Source organism: Bradyrhizobium sp. T-1 (genome assembly GCF_053592855.1).
Genome location: NZ_CM132115.1, coordinates 48,327 through 70,331 on the forward strand (window position 1 = coordinate 48,327; position 22,005 = coordinate 70,331).

Annotated in this window: 19 protein-coding genes; 13 read left to right on the forward strand and 6 right to left on the reverse strand. The window is 64.2% G+C overall.

Translation table 11 applies throughout. The features are described 5' to 3' along the window. Position 1: 1 nt before the first annotated feature. The 7 genes from nusA to pnp all read left to right on the forward strand — a co-directional run bounded on the left by nusA (position 2) and on the right by pnp (position 9,674). Positions 2–1,612: a transcription termination factor NusA gene (gene nusA, locus ACWAT4_RS00215; RefSeq protein WP_212424262.1), complete on the forward strand. Its 1,611-nt coding sequence runs from the start codon at positions 2–4 to the stop codon at positions 1,610–1,612. 77 nt (positions 1,613–1,689) lie between these two features. Further along, entirely contained in the window at positions 1,690–2,373 is a 684-nt protein-coding gene (locus ACWAT4_RS00220; protein ID WP_212445517.1) for an RNA-binding protein, read from the forward strand. Between the two features lie 70 nt (positions 2,374–2,443). Beyond that, positions 2,444–5,149: a translation initiation factor IF-2 gene (infB, locus tag ACWAT4_RS00225; RefSeq protein WP_212424260.1), complete on the forward strand. Its 2,706-nt coding sequence runs from the start codon at positions 2,444–2,446 to the stop codon at positions 5,147–5,149. Between the two features lie 156 nt (positions 5,150–5,305). After that, a complete protein-coding gene (gene rbfA, locus ACWAT4_RS00230; RefSeq protein WP_212302034.1) occupies positions 5,306–5,749 on the forward strand; it encodes a 30S ribosome-binding factor RbfA in 444 nt (147 codons plus the stop codon). Continuing rightward, positions 5,746–6,864: a tRNA pseudouridine(55) synthase TruB gene (gene truB / locus ACWAT4_RS00235; protein WP_212445518.1), complete on the forward strand. Its 1,119-nt coding sequence runs from the start codon at positions 5,746–5,748 to the stop codon at positions 6,862–6,864. The genes rbfA and truB overlap by 4 nt, the downstream gene beginning before the upstream one ends. 2 nt (positions 6,865–6,866) lie before the next feature. Continuing rightward, positions 6,867–7,136, forward strand: a complete 270-nt coding sequence (gene rpsO, locus ACWAT4_RS00240; protein ID WP_212302032.1) for a 30S ribosomal protein S15 — start codon at positions 6,867–6,869, stop codon at positions 7,134–7,136. A 375-nt stretch (positions 7,137–7,511) separates the two neighbouring features. Further along, a complete protein-coding gene (gene pnp, locus ACWAT4_RS00245; RefSeq protein ID WP_212302031.1) occupies positions 7,512–9,674 on the forward strand; it encodes a polyribonucleotide nucleotidyltransferase in 2,163 nt (720 codons plus the stop codon). A gap of 115 nt (positions 9,675–9,789) precedes the next feature. Here pnp and katG read toward each other — a convergent pair whose 3' ends face one another. Next, positions 9,790–11,955 carry a catalase/peroxidase HPI gene (gene katG, locus ACWAT4_RS00250; RefSeq protein WP_212302030.1) on the reverse strand — a complete coding sequence of 722 codons (2,166 nt, stop codon included), beginning with the start codon at positions 11,953–11,955 and terminating at the stop codon, positions 9,790–9,792. Positions 11,956–12,069: 114 nt separating this feature from the next. On the opposite strand from katG, the gene ACWAT4_RS00255 reads away from it, so the two are divergent. Genes ACWAT4_RS00255 through ACWAT4_RS00265 form a run of 3 tightly spaced genes read left to right on the forward strand, consistent with a single transcriptional unit; the run spans position 12,070 to position 14,061 of the window. Beyond that, positions 12,070–12,996, forward strand: a complete 927-nt coding sequence (locus ACWAT4_RS00255) for a hydrogen peroxide-inducible genes activator (RefSeq protein ID WP_449729562.1) — start codon at positions 12,070–12,072, stop codon at positions 12,994–12,996. A gap of 7 nt (positions 12,997–13,003) precedes the next feature. Next, positions 13,004–13,468, forward strand: coding sequence for a GNAT family N-acetyltransferase (locus ACWAT4_RS00260; RefSeq protein ID WP_212302028.1), 465 nt, complete (start codon positions 13,004–13,006; stop codon positions 13,466–13,468). Next, positions 13,465–14,061 (forward strand): glutathione S-transferase family protein, encoded by a 597-nt coding sequence (locus ACWAT4_RS00265; RefSeq protein WP_449731319.1) that lies wholly within the window; start codon positions 13,465–13,467, stop codon positions 14,059–14,061. Before ACWAT4_RS00260 ends, ACWAT4_RS00265 begins: the two co-directional genes overlap by 4 nt. On the opposite strand, the gene fabI is transcribed toward ACWAT4_RS00265, so the two are convergent. The 3 genes from fabI to fabA all read right to left on the reverse strand — a co-directional run bounded on the left by fabI (position 14,058) and on the right by fabA (position 16,756). Beyond that, positions 14,058–14,858 carry an enoyl-ACP reductase FabI gene (gene fabI, locus ACWAT4_RS00270; protein ID WP_212302027.1) on the reverse strand — a complete coding sequence of 267 codons (801 nt, stop codon included), beginning with the start codon at positions 14,856–14,858 and terminating at the stop codon, positions 14,058–14,060. The genes ACWAT4_RS00265 and fabI overlap by 4 nt on opposite strands. A 111-nt stretch (positions 14,859–14,969) precedes the next feature. Continuing rightward, complete coding sequence (fabB, locus tag ACWAT4_RS00275; RefSeq protein WP_449729563.1) at positions 14,970–16,193, reverse strand: beta-ketoacyl-ACP synthase I; 1,224 nt, start codon at positions 16,191–16,193, stop codon at positions 14,970–14,972. Positions 16,194–16,234: 41 nt separating this feature from the next. Next, positions 16,235–16,756, reverse strand: coding sequence for a bifunctional 3-hydroxydecanoyl-ACP dehydratase/trans-2-decenoyl-ACP isomerase (gene fabA / locus ACWAT4_RS00280; protein WP_212302025.1), 522 nt, complete (start codon positions 16,754–16,756; stop codon positions 16,235–16,237). Positions 16,757–17,113: 357 nt separating this feature from the next. Between fabA and irrA the strand changes: the two genes are divergently transcribed. After that, entirely contained in the window at positions 17,114–17,602 is a 489-nt protein-coding gene (irrA, locus tag ACWAT4_RS00285; protein WP_212302024.1) for an iron response transcriptional regulator IrrA, read from the forward strand. Positions 17,603–17,746: 144 nt separating this feature from the next. On the opposite strand, the gene ACWAT4_RS00290 is transcribed toward irrA, so the two are convergent. Further along, positions 17,747–18,277, reverse strand: coding sequence for an SH3 domain-containing protein (locus ACWAT4_RS00290; RefSeq protein WP_212302023.1), 531 nt, complete (start codon positions 18,275–18,277; stop codon positions 17,747–17,749). 328 nt (positions 18,278–18,605) lie between these two features. On the opposite strand from ACWAT4_RS00290, the gene ACWAT4_RS00295 reads away from it, so the two are divergent. Beyond that, positions 18,606–19,607 carry a 2-hydroxyacid dehydrogenase gene (locus tag ACWAT4_RS00295; protein ID WP_212424257.1) on the forward strand — a complete coding sequence of 334 codons (1,002 nt, stop codon included), beginning with the start codon at positions 18,606–18,608 and terminating at the stop codon, positions 19,605–19,607. Positions 19,608–19,626: 19 nt separating this feature from the next. Here ACWAT4_RS00295 and ACWAT4_RS00300 read toward each other — a convergent pair whose 3' ends face one another. Next, entirely contained in the window at positions 19,627–20,430 is an 804-nt protein-coding gene (locus tag ACWAT4_RS00300) for a HesA/MoeB/ThiF family protein (protein ID WP_212424256.1), read from the reverse strand. A 213-nt stretch (positions 20,431–20,643) separates the two neighbouring features. On the opposite strand from ACWAT4_RS00300, the gene ACWAT4_RS00305 reads away from it, so the two are divergent. Beyond that, positions 20,644–22,005, forward strand: coding sequence for a peptidoglycan-binding protein (locus ACWAT4_RS00305; protein WP_212424255.1), 1,362 nt, complete (start codon positions 20,644–20,646; stop codon positions 22,003–22,005).

The window sequence follows — 22,005 nt, forward strand, 5'->3', positions numbered from 1 at the left end:
CATGGCAGTCAGCGCCAATCGACTTGAGTTGCTCCAGATCGCCGACGCCGTCGCCCGCGAGAAATCGATCGACCGCGGCATCGTCATCGCGGCGATGGAAGATGCCATCGCCAAGGCGGCGCGCGCCCGCTACGGCAGCGAGACTGACGTTCACGCCGAGATCGACCCGAAGAAGGGCGAGCTCCGTCTGTCGCGCCACATGCTGGTCGTCGACAAGGTCGAAAACCACTCCAACCAGATCTCGCTCATCGACGCGCAGCGCGCCAATCCCGGCGCCCAGGTCGGCGATACCATTGCCGACACGCTGCCGCCGCTGGAATACGGCCGCATCGCCGCGCAGTCGGCCAAGCAGGTGATCGTGCAGAAGGTGCGCGAGGCCGAGCGTGACCGGCAGTATCAGGAATTCAAGGACCGCATCGGCGACATCGTCAACGGCGTCGTCAAGCGCGTCGAATATGGCAGCGTGATCGTCGATCTCGGCCGTGGCGAAGCCATCATCCGCCGCGACGAGATGCTGCCCCGCGAAGTCTTCCGCAATGGCGACCGCGTCCGCGCCTACATCTTCGACGTCCGCCGCGAGACCCGCGGTCCGCAGATCTTCCTCTCGCGCACCCATCCGCAGTTCATGGCGAAGCTGTTCGCGCAGGAAGTCCCGGAAATCTATGACGGCATCGTCGAGATCAAGGCGGTCGCCCGCGATCCGGGCTCACGCGCGAAAATCGGCGTGATTTCCCGCGATTCCTCGGTCGATCCGGTCGGCGCCTGCGTCGGTATGCGCGGCTCGCGCGTGCAGGCCGTGGTGAACGAATTGCAGGGCGAGAAGATCGATATCATTCCCTGGTCGCCCGACATCGCGACCTTCGTGGTGAACGCGCTGGCGCCGGCCGAAGTATCCAAGGTCGTCATCGACGAAGACCGCGAGCGCATCGAGGTCGTGGTGCCCGACACCAACAACCAGCTCTCGCTGGCGATCGGCCGTCGCGGCCAGAACGTCCGCCTCGCCTCGCAGCTCACCGGCTGGGACATCGACATCCTGACCGAGCAGGAAGAATCGGAGCGCCGCCAGGCCGATTTCGAGAACTCCACCCGCGTCTTCATGGAATCGCTCAATGTCGACGAGGTGGTCGGCCAGCTGCTTGCCTCCGAAGGCTTCACCTCGGTCGAGGAACTCGCGATGGTGGACCTCAAGGAGCTCGCCGGCATCGAGGGCTTCGACGAGGAGACTGCACAGGAGCTGCAGAGCCGCGCCCGCGAATATCTCGATCAGCAGGAAGCCGAGATCGAGGCAAGGCGCAAGGAACTCGGCGTCGAGGATGCCGTGAAGGACGTGCCCGGCGTCACCTCGAAGATGCTGGTGAAGTTCGGCGAGAACGACATCAAGACGGTCGAGGACCTCGCCGGCTGCGCCACCGACGATCTGGTCGGCTGGACCGAGCGCAAGGAAGGCGGCGAGCAGACCAAGTTCGCCGGCGCGCTCGACGGCCTCGGCATCTCCCGCGACGATGCGGAAGCCATGATCATGCAGGCCCGCGTCAAGGCCGGCTGGATCACCGAGGCTGATCTCGCCAAGCCGGCCGAAGAGGCTGGCGCGACCGAAGACCAGCCGGCTTAAGGCGTGTTCAGCAAGAGTGGAGACCGATTTTGCGTAAAGAACACGCGACTTAGAAGGCGAAGGAGGATGTCGCCCGGATGCTTGCCAGCACTGACAGCGAACTCGACCATGGACCGCGGACCGAAAGGTCCGCGACCATGCGTATGTGCGCGGTCAGCCGCGAGGTCCGGCCGATCGACGAGCTGATCCGCTTCGTCGTAGCGCCCGGGGGCGAGATAGTTCCCGATCTCAAGCGCAAGCTGCCCGGACGGGGCATGTGGGTCACGGCGTCGCGACGGGTGGTTGCGGAAGCCGTCCGCCGTCACCAATTTACCAAAGCCTTCAAGCGCGACCTGCGCATTTCTCCGACGCTTCCCGCCGACATCGAGGCGCTCCTGGTTCGGAGCGTGACCGAAGCCCTTGGGATCGCCGCCAAGGCGAGGCAGATCGTCGCCGGCTTCGGCAAGGTCGAAAGCGCCCTGCGGGAAGGCACGGTCGAGGTCCTGATCCATGCCAGCGACGGGGCCGCGGACGGAATCCGTAAATTGGACACGCTGGCGCGGCAAAATGACGGAAATCACGGTATTCGGCCGCCGATTCCCGTCGTCACCGCATTGAAATCTGCAGAATTGGATTTGGCACTCACCCGGTCAAATGTGATACATGCTGCCCTGCTCGCGGGCCCGGCGAGCAAGACATTCCTGTCACGTAGCCAGATGCTGGTCCGATACCGGCTGGCGGACGATGACAAGACTGCCGAAAAGCACGGCCAGGATTTCTGAAGACAAACGACGACCCGATAGGACGGTGCGGCAACGCACAACACTGATAAATCAGGATTAGGACTGCTGAATGGTTGATACCAAGACCCCTGGCGACAAGAAGCTGAGCGTTCCGAGCAAGACGCTATCGCTCAAGCCGCGCGTCGAAACGGGCACTGTGCGCCAGAGCTTCAGCCATGGCCGCAGCAAGCAGGTCGTGGTCGAGAAGCGCGGCAAGCGCCGCATCGACGGCACCCCTGAGCCGCAGGCCCCCGAGGTCGCCGCAAAGCCGGCGCCGGCCGCGCCTGCGCCCGCCCCTTCACGTCCGGCACCGCCGCGCAATGCCGGCTCCGGCGTCGTGCTGCGTACGCTGACCGAGGACGAACGCTCCGCCCGCGCCAGCGCGCTTGCTGACGCCAAGGTCCGTGAAGTCGAAGAGCGCCGCCAGGCCGAGGAAGAGGCCCAGCGCCGCGCCGTCCGTGAGGCGGCCGAGCGCGCCGAGCGCGAAGCCGCCGAATCCCGCCGCAAGGCCGAGGAAGAGCGCCATCGTCACGAGGACGAAGCCAAGCGCAAGGCCGAGACCGAGGCCAAGAAGCGTTTTGGCGAAGGCGAGCAGCCCTCCGCTCCCCGTCCCGCTGCAGCGGCAGCCCCGGCCGCTCCCGCGCCGCGTCCCGGCGCGCCTGCAGCGCGTCCCGGCGCCACCACCACGGCACGCCCGGGAACAACGACCGCGCGCCCCGGAACGACCACCGCGCGGCCGGCAGGCGGCCCGCTGGGTCGCGCTCCCGCAGTTGCGGCCGGACCGGACGAGGACGATGGTCCGCGCCAGGTCCGTCGCGGTCCCGGCGGCGCTGCGCGTCCTGTGGTGGCTCCCAAGCCCACACACAAGCCCGGCCCGCAGAAGGAGCGCGGCCGCCTGACGGTCGTGACTGCTCTCAATGCCGACGAGGTACGCGAGCGTTCGATCGCCTCGTTCCGCCGCCGCACCCAGCGCCTGAAGGGCCACGCCTCGAACGAGCCGAAGGAAAAACTGATCCGCGAAGTCGTCATTCCGGAAGCGATCACCATCCAGGAGCTCGCCAACCGCATGTCCGAACGCGCGGTCGACGTCATCCGCATGCTGATGAAGCAGGGCGCGATGCACAAGATCACCGACGTGATCGACGCCGACACTGCGCAGCTGATCGCCGAAGAGCTCGGCCACACCGTCAAGCGCGTCGCCGCGTCGGACGTTGAGGAAGGCCTGTTCGACCAGGTCGACGATTCCACCGACACCGAGACGCGTTCGCCGGTGGTGACCGTGATGGGTCACGTCGACCACGGCAAGACTTCGCTGCTCGACGCGCTCCGCCATGCCAACGTGGTCTCCGGCGAAGCTGGCGGCATCACCCAGCATATCGGCGCCTATCAGGTGCTGTCGCCCGAAAGCGGCAAGAAGATCACCTTCATCGACACGCCCGGCCACGCCGCGTTCACCGCGATGCGCGCCCGCGGCGCCAAGGTGACCGACATCGTCGTGCTGGTGGTCGCCGCCGATGACGGCGTCATGCCGCAGACGGTCGAAGCCATCAATCACGCCAAGGCGGCCCGCGTGCCGATCATTGTCGCCATCAACAAGATCGACAAGCCCGATGCCAAGCCCGAGCGCGTGCGCACCGAGCTGCTCCAGCACGAGGTGCAGGTGGAGTCCTTCGGCGGTGAAGTCGTCGACGTCGAAGTGTCCGCCAAGAACAAGACCAATCTCGACAAGCTGCTCGAGATGATCGCGCTGCAGGCCGACATCCTCGAGCTGAAGACCAATTCGGAGCGTCCGGCCGAAGGCACCGTGATCGAAGCCAAGCTCGATCGCGGCCGCGGTCCGGTTGCGACCGTGCTGGTCCAGCGCGGCACGCTTCGTGTCGGTGACATCATCGTCGCCGGCGCCGAGATGGGCCGCGTGCGCGCGCTGATCTCGGATCAGGGCGAGACCGTGGACGAGGCCGGCCCCTCGGTGCCGGTCGAAGTGCTCGGCTTCAACGGCCCGCCGGAAGCCGGCGACCGTCTCGCGGTCGTCGAGAACGAAGCCCGCGCCCGCCAGATCACCAGCTACCGCGCGCACCAGAAGCGCGAGAATGCGGCAGCCTCGATCTCCGGCATGCGCGGTTCGCTCGAGCAGATGATGTCGCAATTGAAGACGGCGGGCCGCAAGGAATTCCCGCTGATCGTCAAGGCCGACGTGCAGGGCTCGCTGGAAGCGATCCTCGGCTCGCTGGAGAAGCTCGGCACCGACGAAGTCGCCGCCCGCATCCTGCATGCCGGCGTCGGCGGCATCTCGGAATCCGACGTGACGCTCGCGGAGGGCTTCAACGCCGCGATCATCGGCTTCTCGGTTCGTGCGAACAAGGAAGCTGCCGCTGCCGCCAAGCGTAACGGCATCGAGATCCGCTACTACAACATCATCTACGACCTCGTGGACGACGTGAAGAAGGCGATGAGCGGCCTGCTCGCGCCGACCTTGCGCGAAACCATGCTGGGCAATGCCGAGATCCTGGAGATCTTCAACATCTCCAAGGTCGGCAAGGTCGCCGGCTGCCGCGTCACCGACGGCACCGTGGAACGCGGCGCCAATGTGCGCCTGATCCGCGACAACGTCGTCGTGCACGAAGGCAAGCTGTCGACGCTGAAGCGCTTCAAGGACGAAGTGAAGGAAGTCCAGTCCGGTCAGGAATGCGGCATGGCCTTCGAGAACTATCACGACATGCGTGCCGGTGACGTGATCGAGTGTTACCGTGTGGAGACGATCCAGCGCTCCCTGTAAGTCCAAATCTTACCGAAGCGCCCGGATCTTTTTGAGCTGAAATTGCGGGAGTGCGATGGCCGGATTTTTTCCGGCCATCCACACCCCATTCGTTTCAACAGGACAAATGCCAATGCTCGTGTCCCGAACGCGGGCACGACGAGGTGATTTTCGACCATGCCGCGCCATCATCAGAAAAAAAGTTCCGCGCCCGGCGGCTCGCAGCGCCAGCTGCGCGTCGGCGAGCAGGTTCGCCACGCGATAGCCGAGATTCTGGCGCAAGGCAGCGTGCATGATGCGGACCTCGAAGGCCACATCATCACCGTGCCGGAGGTGCGGATGTCGCCCGACCTGAAGCTCGCGACAATCTACGTGATGCCGCTCGGTGGCCGCGACACCGAGCTCGTCATCACTGCGCTCGATCGCAACAAGAAATTCCTGCGCGGCGAAGTCGCGCGGCGCGTTAACCTGAAATTTGCACCTGACATTCGCTTCCGCGTCGACGAACGATTCGACGAAGCGGAACGGATCGAGAAGCTTTTGAGAACACCTGCGGTGCAGAAGGACTTGGACAAGAATCTGGAACAGGATCCGGATTCGGATCGGGAAGAAGAGCGATGATGATGGACCCGGCTCACGGCACGATCGGCAGCGAAGAGGCCGATACGCGCGATCTGCAAAAAAATAATTTTGCAGATCTCGGCGACAATGCTCAGCCGCATCAGCAGGCGCGTCGCGTCAACAACGATCCGCGCGCGGGCAAGCAGAAGGGCAACCAGCCGCGCCGCGACCGGCGCGACGTCCACGGCTGGGTCGTGCTCGACAAGCCGATCGGCATGACCTCGACACAGGCCGTCGCCGTGCTCAAGCGCCTGTTCAACGCCAAGCGCGCGGGCCATGCCGGCACGCTCGACCCGCTCGCCTCCGGCGGCCTGCCGATCGCGCTTGGCGAAGCCACCAAGACGGTTCCCTTCGTCATGGACGGCCGCAAGCGCTACCAGTTCACCGTGTGCTGGGGCGAGGAGCGTGACACCGACGACATCGAGGGCCAGGTCACCGCGACCTCGGACCAGCGTCCGACCCGGGAGGCCATCGAAGCCCTGCTGCCCCGTTTCACCGGGGTGATCGAGCAGGTTCCCCCGCGCTATTCGGCAATCAAGGTCCAGGGTGAGCGCGCCTACGACCTTGCCCGGGACGGCGAGGTCGTGGAGCTGGCGCCCCGTCCGGTTGAGATTCACCAATTAACCCTTGTAAATCAACCGGATAACGACCGAGCCGTGTTCGAGGCCGAATGCGGCAAGGGCACCTATGTCCGGGCGCTGGCTCGCGATATGGGCCGAATTCTCGGCACTTTCGGCCATATCTGCGCGCTGCGGCGGACCCTGGTCGGCCCATTTGACGAGAACGACATGATTCCGCTGGATCAGCTGGAGGCTTTGTGCGATAGAGCCGCGTCCGGCGAGGGCAGCCTCGCCGACGCGCTAATGCCCGTTGAGACCGCGCTGGACGACATCCCGGCACTGGCCGTCACTCGGGCTGATGCGGCAAGGCTCCATCGGGGCCAAGCCGTTTTATTGCGCGGACGGGATGCGCCCACTTGTAGCGGCACAGTCTATGTCACGGTGGCAGGCCGTCTTTTGGCGCTTGCTGAAGTTGGCAATGGCGAAATCATCCCCAAGCGTGTGTTCAACCTGACCGGTCTGACTGCCTCAACCGGTCGCAACGAGAGAAATTGACGATGTCGATTGCCGCAGAACGCAAAGCGGAAGTCATCAAGACGAATGCCACCAAGGCCGGTGATACCGGTTCGCCCGAGGTTCAGGTCGCGATCCTGTCGGAACGCATCAACAACCTGACCAACCATTTCAAGACCCACGTGAAGGACAACCATTCGCGTCGCGGCCTCTTGAAGCTGGTTTCGACCCGCCGCTCGCTGCTCGACTATCTCAAGAAGCGGGACGAGTCGCGGTACAAGGCGCTGCTCGAGAAGCACAACATTCGCCGTTAAGAGTTCCTGCGCGCGCCATCGGCGCGCGTTTTCGCGCGTGGTTTCGAACGAAAGCGTTTGTTTAAAGGTTTTTGATCGAGGCTGCGTGCGCGTCGGATGCGGGCCGTTGACGATTCGCATCCGGGCATGATGAGCGAAGGCCGCGGTTCGGTGTTCGCGTTCGTGCCGACTGACAGTCCAGCAGCAATCCGGCGGCTGGGCACAACGGGCAAGGCGCCCGTATGACCCGAGAGGATGGACGCCATCCGAAATCCAAAAACCATGGCAGGATCGCAGGACGCTGATCACCCGCTTCGATCAGCGCCCCGCAATCTTGCGCATGGTTTTTGTTTTTCGAGCCGTCCTTCTTTCGAGAACCCATGAAAGAAGACATCTATGTTCAATAAGCATTCGGTCGAGATCGACTGGGGCGGACGTCCCCTCAAGCTCGAAACCGGCAAGATCGCACGCCAGGCCGACGGCGCCGTCATCGCCACTTACGGCGAGACCGTGGTGCTCGCCACCGTCGTCGCCGCGAAATCGCCGCGTGAAGGCGTCGACTTCCTGCCGCTGACCGTCGACTACCAGGAAAAGACCTACGCAGCCGGCCGCATTCCCGGCGGCTATTTCAAGCGCGAGGGCCGTCCGACCGAGAAGGAGACGCTGGTCTCCCGCCTGATCGACCGTCCGATCCGTCCGCTGTTCGTCGACGGCTGGCGCAACGAGACCCAGGTGATCGCCACCGTGCTGTCGCACGACATGGAGAACGATCCCGACATCGTCGCGCTGGTGGCCTCCTCGGCCGCGCTGACCCTGTCTGGCGCGCCCTTCAAGGGCCCGATCGGCGCTGCCCGCGTCGGCTTCGCCAATGACGAGTTCATCCTCAACCCGACGCTCGACGAGATGGTCGACACCCAGCTCGACCTGGTCGTCGCCGGTACCGCCGACGCCGTGCTGATGGTGGAATCGGAAGCCAAGGAGCTGAACGAAGACATCATGCTCGGCGCCGTGATGTTCGGTCACCGCCACTTCCAGCCGGTGATCAATGCGATCATCGAGCTTGCCGAGAAGGCCGCCAAGGAGCCGCGCGAAGTCACCGTCATCGACAATTCGGCGCTCGAGAAGGACATGCTCGGCCTCGTCGAGCAGGAGCTGCGCGCCGCCTACGCCATTCCGGTCAAGCAGGATCGCTACGCTGCGGTCGGCAAGGTCAAGGAAAAGGTGATCGCCCATTACTTCCCCGAAGGGCAGGAGCCGAAATACGACAAGCTGCGCATCAGCGCCGTGTTCAAGGAGCTCGAGGCGAAGATCGTTCGCTGGAACATCCTCGACACCGGCAAGCGCATCGACGGCCGTGACTCCAAGACCGTGCGCAACATCATCGCCGAAGTCGGCGTGCTGCCCCGCGCTCACGGTTCGGCGCTGTTCACCCGCGGCGAGACCCAGGGCCTGGTCGTGACCACGCTCGGCACCGGCGAGGACGAGCAGTACATCGACGCGCTGTCTGGAACGTACAAAGAGACGTTCCTGCTGCACTACAACTTCCCTCCCTATTCGGTCGGTGAGACCGGCCGCCTCGGCGGCACCAAGCGCCGCGAGATCGGCCACGGCAAGCTTGCCTGGCGCGCGATCCACCCGGTGTTGCCGCCGCATCACGAGTTCCCGTACACGATCCGCGTGGTCTCCGAGATCACCGAGTCCAACGGCTCCTCGTCGATGGCTTCTGTGTGCGGCGCCTCGCTCGCATTGATGGACGCCGGCGTGCCGTTGAAGCGGCCGACTGCGGGCATCGCGATGGGCCTGATCCTCGAAGACAAGCGCTTCGCGGTTCTCTCGGACATCCTCGGTGACGAGGACCATCTCGGCGACATGGACTTCAAGGTCGCCGGCACGGAAGCGGGCATCACCTCGCTCCAGATGGACATCAAGATCGAGGGCATCACCGAAGAGATCATGAAGGTCGCGCTCGCCCAGGCCAAGGATGGGCGTATCCACATCCTCGGCGAGATGGCGAAGGCGCTGACCAACGCCCGCGCCGAGCTCGGCGAATACGCGCCGCGCATCGAGACCTTCAAGATCGCCACCGACAAGATCCGCGAAGTGATCGGCACCGGCGGCAAGGTGATCCGCGAGATCGTCGAGAAGACCGGCGCCAAGGTCAACATCGAGGACGACGGCACCGTGAAGGTCGCCTCCTCCGACGGCGAGGCGATGAAGGCCGCGATCAAGTGGATCAAGTCGATCGCGTCCGATCCGGAAGTCGGCCAGATCTATGACGGCACCGTCGTCAAGGTGATGGAGTTCGGCGCCTTCGTGAACTTCTTCGGCTCCAAGGACGGTCTCGTTCACATCAGCCAACTCGCTTCGGCGCGCGTGCAGAAGACCTCCGACGTCGTCAAGGAAGGCGACAAGGTCAAGGTCAAGCTGCTCGGCTTCGACGATCGCGGCAAGACCCGCCTGTCGATGAAGGTCGTCGACCAGACCACCGGCGAAGACCTCGAAGGCAAGGACAAGGGCGGCGAGGGCGACAAGGCTCCGCGCGAAGCGGCCGGCGAGTAATCGCTCCGCGACCCCAGAAACACGAAGGGCGGCCTCACGGCCGCCCTTTTTGTTTGTCGCGTCGCATGGACCGCTCCGCTTTTCACCTCTCCCCGGCGGGGAGAGGTGAAGTAGCTCACGCCGCGAGATCGAACCGGTCGAGGTTCATCACCTTGGTCCAGGCCTTGGCAAAATCCTGCACGAACTGCTGCTTCGCATCCGACGAGGCATAGACCTCGGCGAAGGCGCGGAGCTGCGAGTGCGAGCCGAAGATCAGATCGGCGCGCGTGCCGGTCCACTTCACGGCATTGGTCTTGCGGTCGCGGGCCTCGTAGGAGCCGTCGGCAACCGGCGTCCACTGCGTGCTCATGTCGAGCAGGTTGACGAAATAGTCGTTGGAGAGCGTTCCCACCTTGGAGGTGAAGACGCCATTCTTCGAACCATTCGCATTGGCACCGAGGACGCGCAATCCGCCGACGAGCACCGTCAATTCGGGGCCCGAGAGCTTCAGAAGCTGCGCACGATCGATGAGCGCCTCTTCCTGCTGCAGGAACTGATGCTTCTTGCTGACATAGTTGCGGAAGCCATCGGCCCGCGGCTCGAGCGGCGCGAACGAGGCCGCATCGGTCTGCTCCTGCGAGGCATCCATGCGGCCCGGCGTGAAGCCGACCTTGACGTCGACGCCGGCATCCTTGGCGGCCTTCTCGACCGCGGCAGAACCGCCGAGGACGATGAGGTCGGCGATCGAGACCTTCTTGGCGCCGGATGACGCGTTGAAGTCCTTCTGGATCGCTTCGAGCTTGCCGAGCACCTTGGCGAGCTGGGCCGGCTGGTTGACCTCCCAGTCCTTCTGCGGGGCAAGACGGATGCGCGCGCCGTTGGCGCCGCCGCGCTTGTCCGAGCCGCGGAACGTCGAGGCCGACGCCCATGCGGTCGAGACCAGCTCGGACACCGACAGACCCGAGGCCAGGATCTTCGACTTCAGCGACGCGACGTCCTGATCACTGACCAGCTCGTGATTCACGGCCGGAATCGGATCCTGCCAGATCAGCGTTTCCTTCGGCACCAGCGGGCCGAGATAACGCTGGATCGGGCCCATGTCGCGATGGGTGAGCTTGAACCAGGCGCGGGCAAAGGCGTCAGCGAACTGGGCCGGGTTCTCCAGGAAGCGACGCGAGATCTTCTCATAGGCCGGATCTAAGCGCAGTGAGAGGTCGGTCGTCAGCATCGTAGGGCGATGCTTCTTCGACTTGTCGAAGGCATCGGGAATGACCGCGTCGGCGCCCTTGGCCGTCCACTGCTGCGCACCGCCCGGGCTCTTCGTCAGCTCCCACTCGTACTTGAACAGGTTCTCGAAGAAGTTGTTGCTCCACTTCGTCGGCGTCGTCGTCCACGTCACCTCGAGACCGCTGGTGATGGAATCACCGGCGAGGCCCGAGGCGTGCTTGCTCTTCCAGCCGAGGCCCTGATCCTCCAGCGCGCCCGCTTCCGGCTCCGGACCAACCAGCGACGGATCGCCGGCACCATGGGTCTTGCCGAAGGTGTGGCCGCCCGCGATCAGCGCGACAGTCTCTTCGTCGTTCATCGCCATGCGGAAGAACGTCTCGCGGATGTCCTTGGCCGCAGCGAGCGGATCCGGCTTGCCGTTCGGGCCTTCCGGATTGACGTAGATGAGGCCCATCTGCACCGCGCCGAGCGGCTCGGCGAGCTGGCGTTCGCCGCTGTAGCGTTCATCGCCCAGCCACGTGCCTTCGGGACCCCAATAGAGCTCTTCCGGCTCCCACACGTCGGCGCGGCCGCCCGCGAAACCGAACGTCTTGAAGCCCATCGATTCCAGCGCGACGTTGCCGGCGAGCACCATCAGATCGGCCCAGGAAATCTTGCGGCCGTATTTCTGCTTGATCGGCCAGAGCAGCCGGCGCGCCTTGTCGAGGTTGGCGTTGTCGGGCCAGCTGTTGAGCGGCGCAAAACGCTGCTGACCGGCGCCGGCGCCGCCACGGCCGTCGGTGATGCGGTAGGTGCCCGCGCTGTGCCAGGCCATGCGGATCATGAGGCCGCCGTAGTGACCGAAGTCGGCCGGCCACCATTCCTGCGAATCGGTCATCAGAGCGGTCAGGTCCTTGATGACCGCGTTCAGGTCGAGCGTCTTGAATTCCTTGGCATAGTCGAAGTCCTTGCCCATCGGGTCAGACAGGCCGGAATTCTTGTGCAGCATCTCGATGCTGAGGTTGGTGGGCCACCAGTCGCGGTTCGCTGGCACGCGTTTGCCGCCCGAAAACGGGCACTTCGAAGTGTCGTCCATGAATACCTCCTCTGGTGGCGTCGCACTCGCGCCATTGACCAGGTAGAACCACTCTAAGCGTCGCCTGCGATCAGGGGAAGTTGACTTTAATGATCGCTGCGATAGGTTTTTCTGATGATCAACGTCACCCTGCGCCAGCTGCGATATTTCGACGCGCTGGCGCGCCATGGTCATTTCGGGCGCGCCGCGGAGGCCTGTTCCATCTCGCAACCGGCGCTGTCGATGCAGATCAAGGAACTGGAGGAGGCGCTCGGCGGGCTGCTGCTGGAGCGCAGCGCGCGCCAGGTCGCCCTGACGCGGTTCGGAGAGGAACTCGCGCAGCGCGTCCGTGATATCCTGCGCTCGGTCGATGAACTCGGCGATTTCGCCCGTGCCTCGCAGGACCGTTTTGCGGGCCGCTTGCGCATCGGCATGATCCCGACGATCGCGCCCTATCTCTTGCCCAAGATCACCAAGAATCTCACGCGCATGCATCCTGAGCTCGACATCCGCGTGCGCGAGACGATGACGCCCCGGCTGATCCAGGAGCTGGTCGAAGGCCGGCTCGACACCGCCATCGTCGCGCTGCCGGTCTCCGAACCCTCACTCACCGAGGTCGCCCTGTTCGAGGAGAAATTTTTGCTGGTGCGGCCGGGCACGGATGCGGGCACCCCAGTGCCGTCACGCGAGATGATGCGCGAGATGCGGTTGTTGCTGCTCGAGGAAGGACATTGCTTTCGCGATCAGGCGCTGTCGTTCTGCAATATGCAATCGGCGCCGCCGCGCGAGATGCTGGATGCGAATTCGCTGTCGACGCTGGTGCAGATGGTCAGCGCCGGCATCGGCGTCACCCTGATTCCGGAGATGGCGGTGCCGGTGGAGACGCGATCGGCTTCGGTCTCGCTTTCGCGCTTCCGCGACCCCGAGCCCGCGCGCACCATCGGCATGGTCTGGCGCAAGACCAGTCCGCTTGCGCGGCAATTGCTCCAGATCTCCGAAGTGGTGTGCCTGTCGGCCGGCAAGACGCGGCCGCGGCAGACCCTGCGCAACCAGAAGGCTTGAGGCCGCGATGTCGGATCCGATCATCCGTCCCGCTCGTGTCGACGAATATGACGAGATCGGCCGCGTCTGGATGGAAAGCTGGGTTTCGACCGGTCTCGGCGAAGCCAGCGAATTCCTGCTGGCAAACCTGCGTGCACGCATCCGGCGCGAGATCGAGAACGGCTGGAGCCTGTTCGTCGCCGACGACGGCGACACGATCGCCGCGATGCTCGCGCTGCATCTGCCAAAGCGCTACCTCGATATGCTTTTCGTCGGGCCTGCCTATCAGGGGCAATCGCTCGGCCGGAAGCTGCTCGCCTTCACGCGCACGCAGATGCCCGACGAGATGTATCTGCGTTGTGTCCGCGAAAACGAAAAGGCCTGGCGCTGGTACGAGCGGGAAGGCTTCGTGTTCGAGAAGCAAGAGATCGAACCGTCGAACGGGTTTATGATGAAGTACTATCGGTGGAAGAACAAAGGTTCCTCGTCATGATCAAGCTCTACTGGTCGCCGCGCTCGCGGTCGTTCTCGACGCTCTGGCTGATGGAAGAAAGCGGGCTGCCCTATGAGCGCGTGCTGACCGACATTTCGACGGGCGCGCAGAAGGCGCCGGACTATTTGAAGGTCAATCCGATGGGCAAGGTGCCGGCGCTCGCCGACGGCGATGCCGCACTGGGCGAGGCCGCCGCAATCTGCGCCTATATCGCCGACCGCTATCCCGAAACCAAGCTCGCGCCCGCAACGACCGACCCGCGCCGCGCGCGCTATCTGCAATGGCTGTTCTTCTCGCCGAGCTGCATCGAGCCGGCCATCATCCAGATCTTCACCAAGATCGAGGTGCCGACCTCGACCGCGGCCTGGGGCAGCGCGACGCAGGTTTTTGACGTGCTGGAGGCCGCGCTGGTCAAGGGGCCGTGGATTCTCGGCGAAGAGTTTTCAGCGGCCGACATCACCATTGGCTCCGGGCTGAATTTCGCGGTGCGCCTGTTCAAGATGGTGCCGTCGCGCCCGGCCTTCGACGCCTATATCGCGCGCTGCATGGCGCGGCCGGCGTTCCAACGCGCGGAGAAGATCGCGGCAGGCTAGTCCGACGCCTTCAAATCGTCCGGCCGCGGCATCAAGACGATGTTGTAACCGGAATCGACATAGTGGATTTCGCCGGTCACGCCGCCGGAGAGATCCGACAGAAGATACAGCGCGGAGCCGCCGAGTTCATCCAGCGTGACACCACGGCGGAGCGGCGAATGCTTCTGCATGAAGGCGAACATCGCGCGCGCCTCGCCGATGCCGGAGCCGGCGAGCGTGCGGATGGGGCCGGCCGAGATCGCGTTGACGCGGATGCCGCGCGGCCCGAAGTCGGAGGCGAGATAGCGCACCGAGGCTTCCAGCGCCGCCTTGGCCACGCCCATCACGTTGTAATTCGGCATCGATCGTTCCGAAGCGCCGAAGGTCAGCGTGATCATGCTGCCGCCGTCCGTCATCAGCTCGGCCGCGCGCTTTGCGACCTCCGTGAACGAGAAGCAGGAGATCACCATGGTGCGCGAAAAATTCTCGCGGCTGGTGTCGGCGTAGCGGCCCTTCAGCTCGTTCTTGTCGGCAAAGCCGATCGCATGGATGACGAAATCGAGCTTGCCCCACTTTTCGCGGAGCACATCGAAGGTCGCATCGACGCTGGCGATGTCCTCGACGTCGCAAGGCAGCACCAACTCGACGCCGAGAGACTCCGCCAGCGGCTTGACGCGCTTGCCGAGGGCCTCGCCCTGGAAGGTGAAGGCGAGCTCGGCGCCGTGGGCATGCAGTGTCTTCGCCATGCCCCAGGCGATCGAATGATCATTGGCGATGCCCATGATCAGACCGCGCTTGCCTTTCATCAAACCTTCCATCGCAAGACCACCTTCCGCAAAACGGGGATGGCCGGGACATCTAGCGCGAAGACGCGCTTCGCGCTTTTGCCCGGCCATGACGAGAAATTCAACGGTGTGTCAACGACGCCGTCACACATCCATTCGGCTGAACACCAACGTGGCGTTGGTGCCGCCGAAGCCGAACGAGTTCGACAGCACGGTGCCGATTTTGACGTTGTCGATGCGCTTGCGCACGATCGGCATGTCGGCGAACACGGGGTCGAGCTCCTGGATGTGCGCGCTCTCGCAGATGAAGCCGTTGTTCATCATCAGCAGCGAGTAGATCGCCTCCTGCACACCGGTCGCACCCAGCGAATGGCCGGTCAGCGCCTTGGTCGCCGAGATCGGCGGGCACTTCTCGCCGGCGCCGAACACGCGGCGGAGCGCGTCGATCTCCGGCGGATCGCCTGCCGGCGTCGAGGTGGCGTGCGGATTGATGTAGTCGACCTTGGTCTTCACCGTCGACATCGCCATGCGCATGCAGCGCTCGGCGCCTTCACCTGAGGGCGCAACCATGTCGTAGCCGTCCGAGGTCGCGCCATAACCGACGATCTCGCCGTAGATGCGCGCGCCGCGCGCCTTGGCGTGCTCGAGCTCTTCCAGGACGAGGACTCCTGCGCCGCCGGCGATGACAAAACCGTCGCGGTTGATGTCATAGGGACGCGATGCGGTGGCGGGCGTGTCATTGTATTTCGAGGACATCGCGCCCATGGCATCGAACAGCACCGACAGCGACCAGTCGAGCTCCTCGCAGCCGCCGGCGAAGATCACATCCTGCTTGCCGATCTGGATCGTCTCATAGGCGTTGCCGACGCAATGGTTCGACGTCGCGCAGGCCGAGGAGATCGAATAGTTCACGCCCTTGATCTTGAACCAGGTCGCCAGCGTCGCCGATGCCGTGGACGACATCGCTTTCGGCACTGCAAACGGACCGACGCGCTTCGGTCCCTTGGTGCGGGTGATGTCGGCGGATTCGACTATGGTGCGGGCAGACGGACCGCCGGAGCCCATGATGATGCCGGTGCGGATGTTGGAGACTTCCTCTGGGCTCAGGCCGGAGTCCTGGATCGCCTGCTCCATCGCGATGTGATTCCACGCGGCGCCCTGGCCGAGGAAACGCATCGCGCGGCGGTCGACGACCGTCGAGGGATCGAGCGTCGGTGCACCTTGCACCTGCGAACGGAAGCCGAGCTCGGCATATTTCTCAGCCCGCGAAATGCCCGACTTCGCCTCGTGAAGGCTCGCAAGCACCTCCTGGGTGTTGTTTCCGATCGACGAGACGATGCCCATCCCGGTGACCACAACCCGCCTCATGACAGCCTCGCCTAAATCGTTGTCTTTCTTGGTGATGCGCCTTAGCCCAGGCTCGTGCCCTGCTTGAACAGGCCGACCTTCAGATCCTTGGCGCGATAAATAATCTGGTCATCGACCGAAAGCCATCCGTCGGCAATGCCGAGCACGAGCTTTGAACGCATCACCCGCTTGATATCGACGTTGTACACAACCTTGCGGGCCTCGGGCAGCACCTGGCCGCTGAACTTTAATTCGTTCAAGCCGAGCGCGCGGCCGCGACCTTCGCCTCCGGTCCAGCCCAGATAGAAGCCGACCATTTGCCACAGCGCGTCGAGGCCGAGGCAGCCGGGCATCACCGGATCGTTCTTGAAGTGGCAGCCGAAGAACCAGAGGTCCGGCTTCACGTCGAGCTCGGCGCGGACCACGCCCTTGCCGAACTCGCCGCCATTGTCGTTGATTTCCGTGATGCGGTCGAACATGAGCATCGGCGGCAGCGGCAGCTGGGCATTGCCCGGGCCGAACATCTCGCCGCGGGCACATGCCAGCAGATCTTCGTATTCGTAACCATTGCGCCTGTTCAGCATGCGGAAGCCTCTGTTCTAACCCCGATTGAGCGGCGTTTCTGGCAAAAATGGGCCCCGTTTTCGTTCGGAAAGCAACGCCTTTTGCCGTCGTCAGCAGGCGCGAATGCCGAGAGCTAGAATGGACTTGCGAACCTGGCCTCAATGCCCGGCCGCGCCACAATCGGCTAAGCGGAACCGCGCGCTCTCTAACACAGGCCTTTTCGGTGGCAAAGCGATCTCATGAAGGTAAAATGACAGGGCCGTGGGTCCGGTTCCTCTGCTAATTAGAACCACTCTAGTTGCGAGAAACTTGCATCTGCATCTACCTGTCCATATATTGCAGGTAGATAAGTGTCCACGCGTGCCCGAATTTTGGAAATGAGCGAGAACAACGCGCCCCGTCACGACGAAGACGTCCATGCGGCCCTCCTGTCTGGCCGGCAGCCGGCCCTGACCGGCTGCCCCTGGCACGACGTCAACGAAATGCTCCAGTCCGCCGGCCTGCGCCCGACGCGCCAGCGCATGGCGCTCGGCTGGCTGCTGTTCGGCAAGGGTGCACGCCATCTCACGGCTGAAATGCTCTACGAGGAAGCAACCCTCGCCAAGGTCCCGGTCTCGCTTGCGACCGTCTACAACACGCTGAACCAGCTGACCGATGCCGGCCTGCTGCGCCAGGTCAGCGTCGACGGCACCAAGACCTATTTCGATACCAACGTCACCACCCACCATCACTACTACCTCGAGAACAGCCACGAGCTGGTCGATATCGAGGATCCGCATCTGGCGCTGTCCAAGATGCCGGAGGTGCCGGAGGGTTACGAGATCGCGCGCATCGACATGGTCGTGCGCCTGCGCAAGAAGCGCTGAGATCGTTTGGGATTCCGGAGTTTGTCGTCATGGCCGGGCTTGTCCCGGCCATCAACGTTTTTGGCTAGCAAGAAAGTTCGTGGATGCCCGGGACAAGCCCGGGCATGATGACCGGGCAACAGCGCGCCGTTCCCGCTTCAGCGGTCAGTTCACCTGCTCGTCGGCATAGACGCCCCATAGGCGCTCCTGCTGGATCCAGCCGTCAAAGCCGTTGCCGGTGACGTGGCACCAGCTGATGGTGCATTTTTTTACCTGCGTGACGACGCCGGCCTGAAGTTTCGCGGCCACCGCGCTATCGGCGTCGGCGCGGTCATAGATCGGGGCGAGGTCGTCCTTGTGCTTCATGGTGACCACGGCGGTACGGCGGCCCGACAGCAGCGAGTGATAGACCCAGCCCTCGGCGCCCTCGGAATCGCGCACCCGGCGCCAGTTCTCGAACTCGGCGGTGATTTCGACCGGCAGGCCGGACCGGGTGTAGACCCAGGCCACGTCATTGTCCTTGGTCGGGCCGGCGCGGACGTTCACGTGATCCGATTTGAGGCTGACATAGCGCGGCACCGGAAGGCCGCTGGCCGTCTGGGGGGGGTTGTCCTTGGCTGAGTGCCCGGGGCTGACCGAGGCGCTCAACCAGGTACAAACGAGCGCCATCACCGAACAAAAACGCCCCAACGCCATCAACCCGTCTCCTGTCGAAGACCTGGGCCCAAAACCCGGTCCTCACCCCAAATTCCAAAACCTGCCGCGTACGCCCCTCGCCCGCCCCACGCGGGTGTTCCCAAAGAGCTAGCCCTGGTTCTTGTCTTGGCCCGGCCTTCTGCTAGAGAGGACAGACATCTGAACAACCAGTTTGCCCCGATTTTCCGGCCGGAAAGTGGGGGGAAAGCTTGAAGGAAACGCCGGGGGACGACACGGCAAGGGCAGTGTCGAACAACCGGGTTAATGAGGCCTCAACAGCCGGCCTTTGGCGACAAAGGCGGCGTGCAACGCCTCATGAGGGCAGGACATGTCGGTGAAGAAAAAGCCCCTCGTCGTCGTGACGCGCAAGCTGCCGGACTCGACCGAGACCCGGATGCGCGAGCTGTTTGACGCGCGGATCAATCTCGATGACACGCCGATGTCGAATGATCAGCTCGCCGAGGCGGCCCGCACCGCCGACGTGCTGGTACCGACCGTGACCGACCACATCACCGCCGACATCGTCAATCAGCCCGACTGCAAGCTGCGCCTGATCGCGAATTTCGGTAACGGCGTCGACAATATCGACGTCGAGGCGGCGCATGCCCGCGGCATCACCGTCACCAACACGCCGAAGGTTCTCACCGAAGACACCGCCGACATGACCATGGCCCTGATCCTGGCCGTACCGCGCCGGATGATCGAAGGCGCTTCCGTGCTGACGGAAGGGAAACCCTGGGCCGGCTGGTCGCCGACCTGGATGCTCGGCCATCGCATCGGGGGAAAGCGCCTCGGCATCGTCGGCATGGGCCGCATCGGCCAGGCGGTGGCGCGCCGCGCCCGCGCATTTGGCCTGCAGATCCACTATCACAACCGCCGCCCCGTGGCGCCCAAGATCGCCGAAGAGCTCGGTGCGACCTATTGGGAGAGCCTCGACCAGATGCTGGCGCGGATGGACATCATCTCGGTGAACTGTCCGCACACGCCGGCGACCTACCATCTGCTGTCGGCGCGCCGGCTGAAGCTGATCCGCAAGGACGCTTACATCGTCAACACCGCGCGCGGCGAAGTCACTGACGAAGACACGCTGATCAAGCTGATCGAAGGTGGCGAGATCGGCGGCGCCGGCCTCGACGTCTACGAGCACGAGCCGGCGGTCAATCCAAAGCTGGTGCGGCTCGCCAAGGCCGGCAAGGTGACGCTGCTGCCGCATATGGGCTCGGCCACGATCGAAGGCCGCGTCGAGATGGGCGAGAAGGTGATCATCAACATCCGCACCTTCCTCGACGCGCACAAGCCGCCGGATCGCGTCCTGCCGAGCATGCTGTAAGGCTCAAAACCTGTCGCAATCAGGTGCGGTGGGCACTGAGATCGGCAATCACAGGCCCATCGCCATTGAGCGGATTGGCCGGATCGCGTGCATAGCGCAGCGTCTCGAATCGCATCGCGCGCGCATCGATCATCAGGAGACGGCCGACCAGGCCGTCGCCGAACCCGACGATCTCGCGGATTGCCTCCAGCGCCATCATCGAGCCCATCACGCCGGCAAGTGCGCCCATGACGCCGGCCTCGGCGCAGGCCGGCACAGTGCCCGGCGGCGGCGCCTCCGGAAACAGGCAGCGATAGGTCGGATTGAATTCACCCTGCTCGTTCTTTTCATGCGCGCGGATCGTGGTGAGCGAACCGTCGAACGTGCCGAGCGCTGCCGTGATCAGCGGCCGCTTCGCGAAGAAGCAGGCGTCCGAGGCCAAATAACGCGTCGAGAAATTGTCGGAACCGTCGAGCACGAGATCGTAGTCGCCGATCAGGCTCAGCGCGTTGTCGGCATTGAGCCAGGTGGCGTGACCCACGAAGCGGACATGCGGATTGAGTGCCGCGATCCGCTCGGCCGCGCTCTCGACCTTGTGCCGGCCGATGTCGGGCGTCGTATGGATCACCTGGCGCTGCAGGTTGGACAGCGAAACGACGTCATCATCGACCACGCCGAGCGTCCCGACGCCGGCGGCTGCCAGATACATCAGAGCCGGCGCGCCGAGCCCGCCGGCGCCGATCACCAGCACGGCGGCCCGCTTGAGCGCAGCCTGGCCGGGACCGCCGACATCGCGCAGCACGATATGGCGGGCATAGCGTTCGAGTTCGTCCGGGCTCAGCATCGTCGTCGTTCCTCTCAACCCTCATGGTGAGGAGGCGCGCAGCGCCGTCTCGAACCATGCAGGCCCCGCTCTCGCAGCTCGGCCTTCATCCTTCGAAACGCCGCTTCGCGGCTCCTCAGGATGAGGGTCAACACATGAACCACCCCAACATTGTTCGCGACCAACGAGATGTGCTTCAATGGCAGCGCGTTCAATGGGCTGGCTGGATTTGTCATGAGATCGATGCTTGCGGCAACACTGATGTTGGCGTCCGCCACAGGCGCGAGCGCCCAGATGACGGCGCCGCAGATCCCAGGTGCCAAGCCGAAAGTGGTCCAGACCGTACCCATCAAGCCCCCTGCCCTGCAAACGCCGTCAGCGACAGCCGATGCGATGGCGCAGGCGGAGCGGCTGTCGCTGCAGTCCGACCTCGCCTGGGTCGGCGAATATAACGGCGCCATCACCGGCGACGTCAGCTCGCGCATGGTCGATGCCATCAAGGAATACCAGAAAGCCAAGGGCGGCAAGCCGACCGGCGTGCTCAATCCGCAGGAGCGCGCCGCGCTCGCCGAGACCGCACGGCGCAAGCAGGACAGCGTCGGCTGGAAGATCGTGACGGAGATGACCAGCGGCGCGCGGCTCGGCATTCCCTCAAAACTGGTGCCGCAGCAGGCCACCGACGCCAATGGGTCGAAATGGACCTCGCCGACCGGAACGGTGCAGGTGATGCTCAGCCGCCGCAAGGAGGCGAACCCGACGACCGCAAAGCTCGCGGACGCCGAGAAAAAGGAGCCGGCCGGACGCAAGGTCGACTACACCGTGGTGAAGCCCGACTTCTTCGTGCTGTCGGGACTCCAGGGCCTGAAGAAGTTTTACGTGCGCGGCACCTTCAAGGGCGACGAAGTCCGCATCATGACGATCTTGTACGATCAGGCGACCGAGAACACGGTCGAGCCGGTCGTGATCGCGATGTCGAGCGCGTTCAATGCGTTTCCGTCCGGACCGCAAACGGGGCCTGCGCCGCGCAAAACCGTCGAGTACGGCACCGGCATCGTGGTCAGCGATGATGGCGCCATCATCACCGATCGCCTCATCACCGACAGCTGCCTTGCGATCACTATCGCCGGCTATGGGAATGCCGATCGTCTCGCCGAGGACAAGGAGCACGATCTCGCGCTCTTGCACATCTACGGCGCGCGCGCCCTGAAGCCGCTCAACCTCGCTAGTGGTGCAGCAAAGACGAGTGTCGATGTCGTCGGCATCGCCGATCCGCAGAGCCAGGGCGGCGCAGCCGGCGTGTCGAGCGTCAAGGGCGCACTGGCGCCGGTGACGACGACCGACTCTGCGCTCTCGCCTCCACCGGCGGTCGGCTTCTCCGGCAGCCCGGCCATGGACGGCGAGAGCAAATTCGCCGGCGTTGCGTTGTTGAAGCCGGCGATGGTGGCGGGCCCCGCAACATCGGTGCCGGCGTCACAGGCGGTGATTGTCTCCGCAGAAGCCGTGCGCAATTTCCTGAAGGCGAACGCGGTCACCGCGAACGGCACGTCGACGGATGCGAAGGCCGCCGTCGTGCGGGTGATCTGCGTGCGGAAGTAG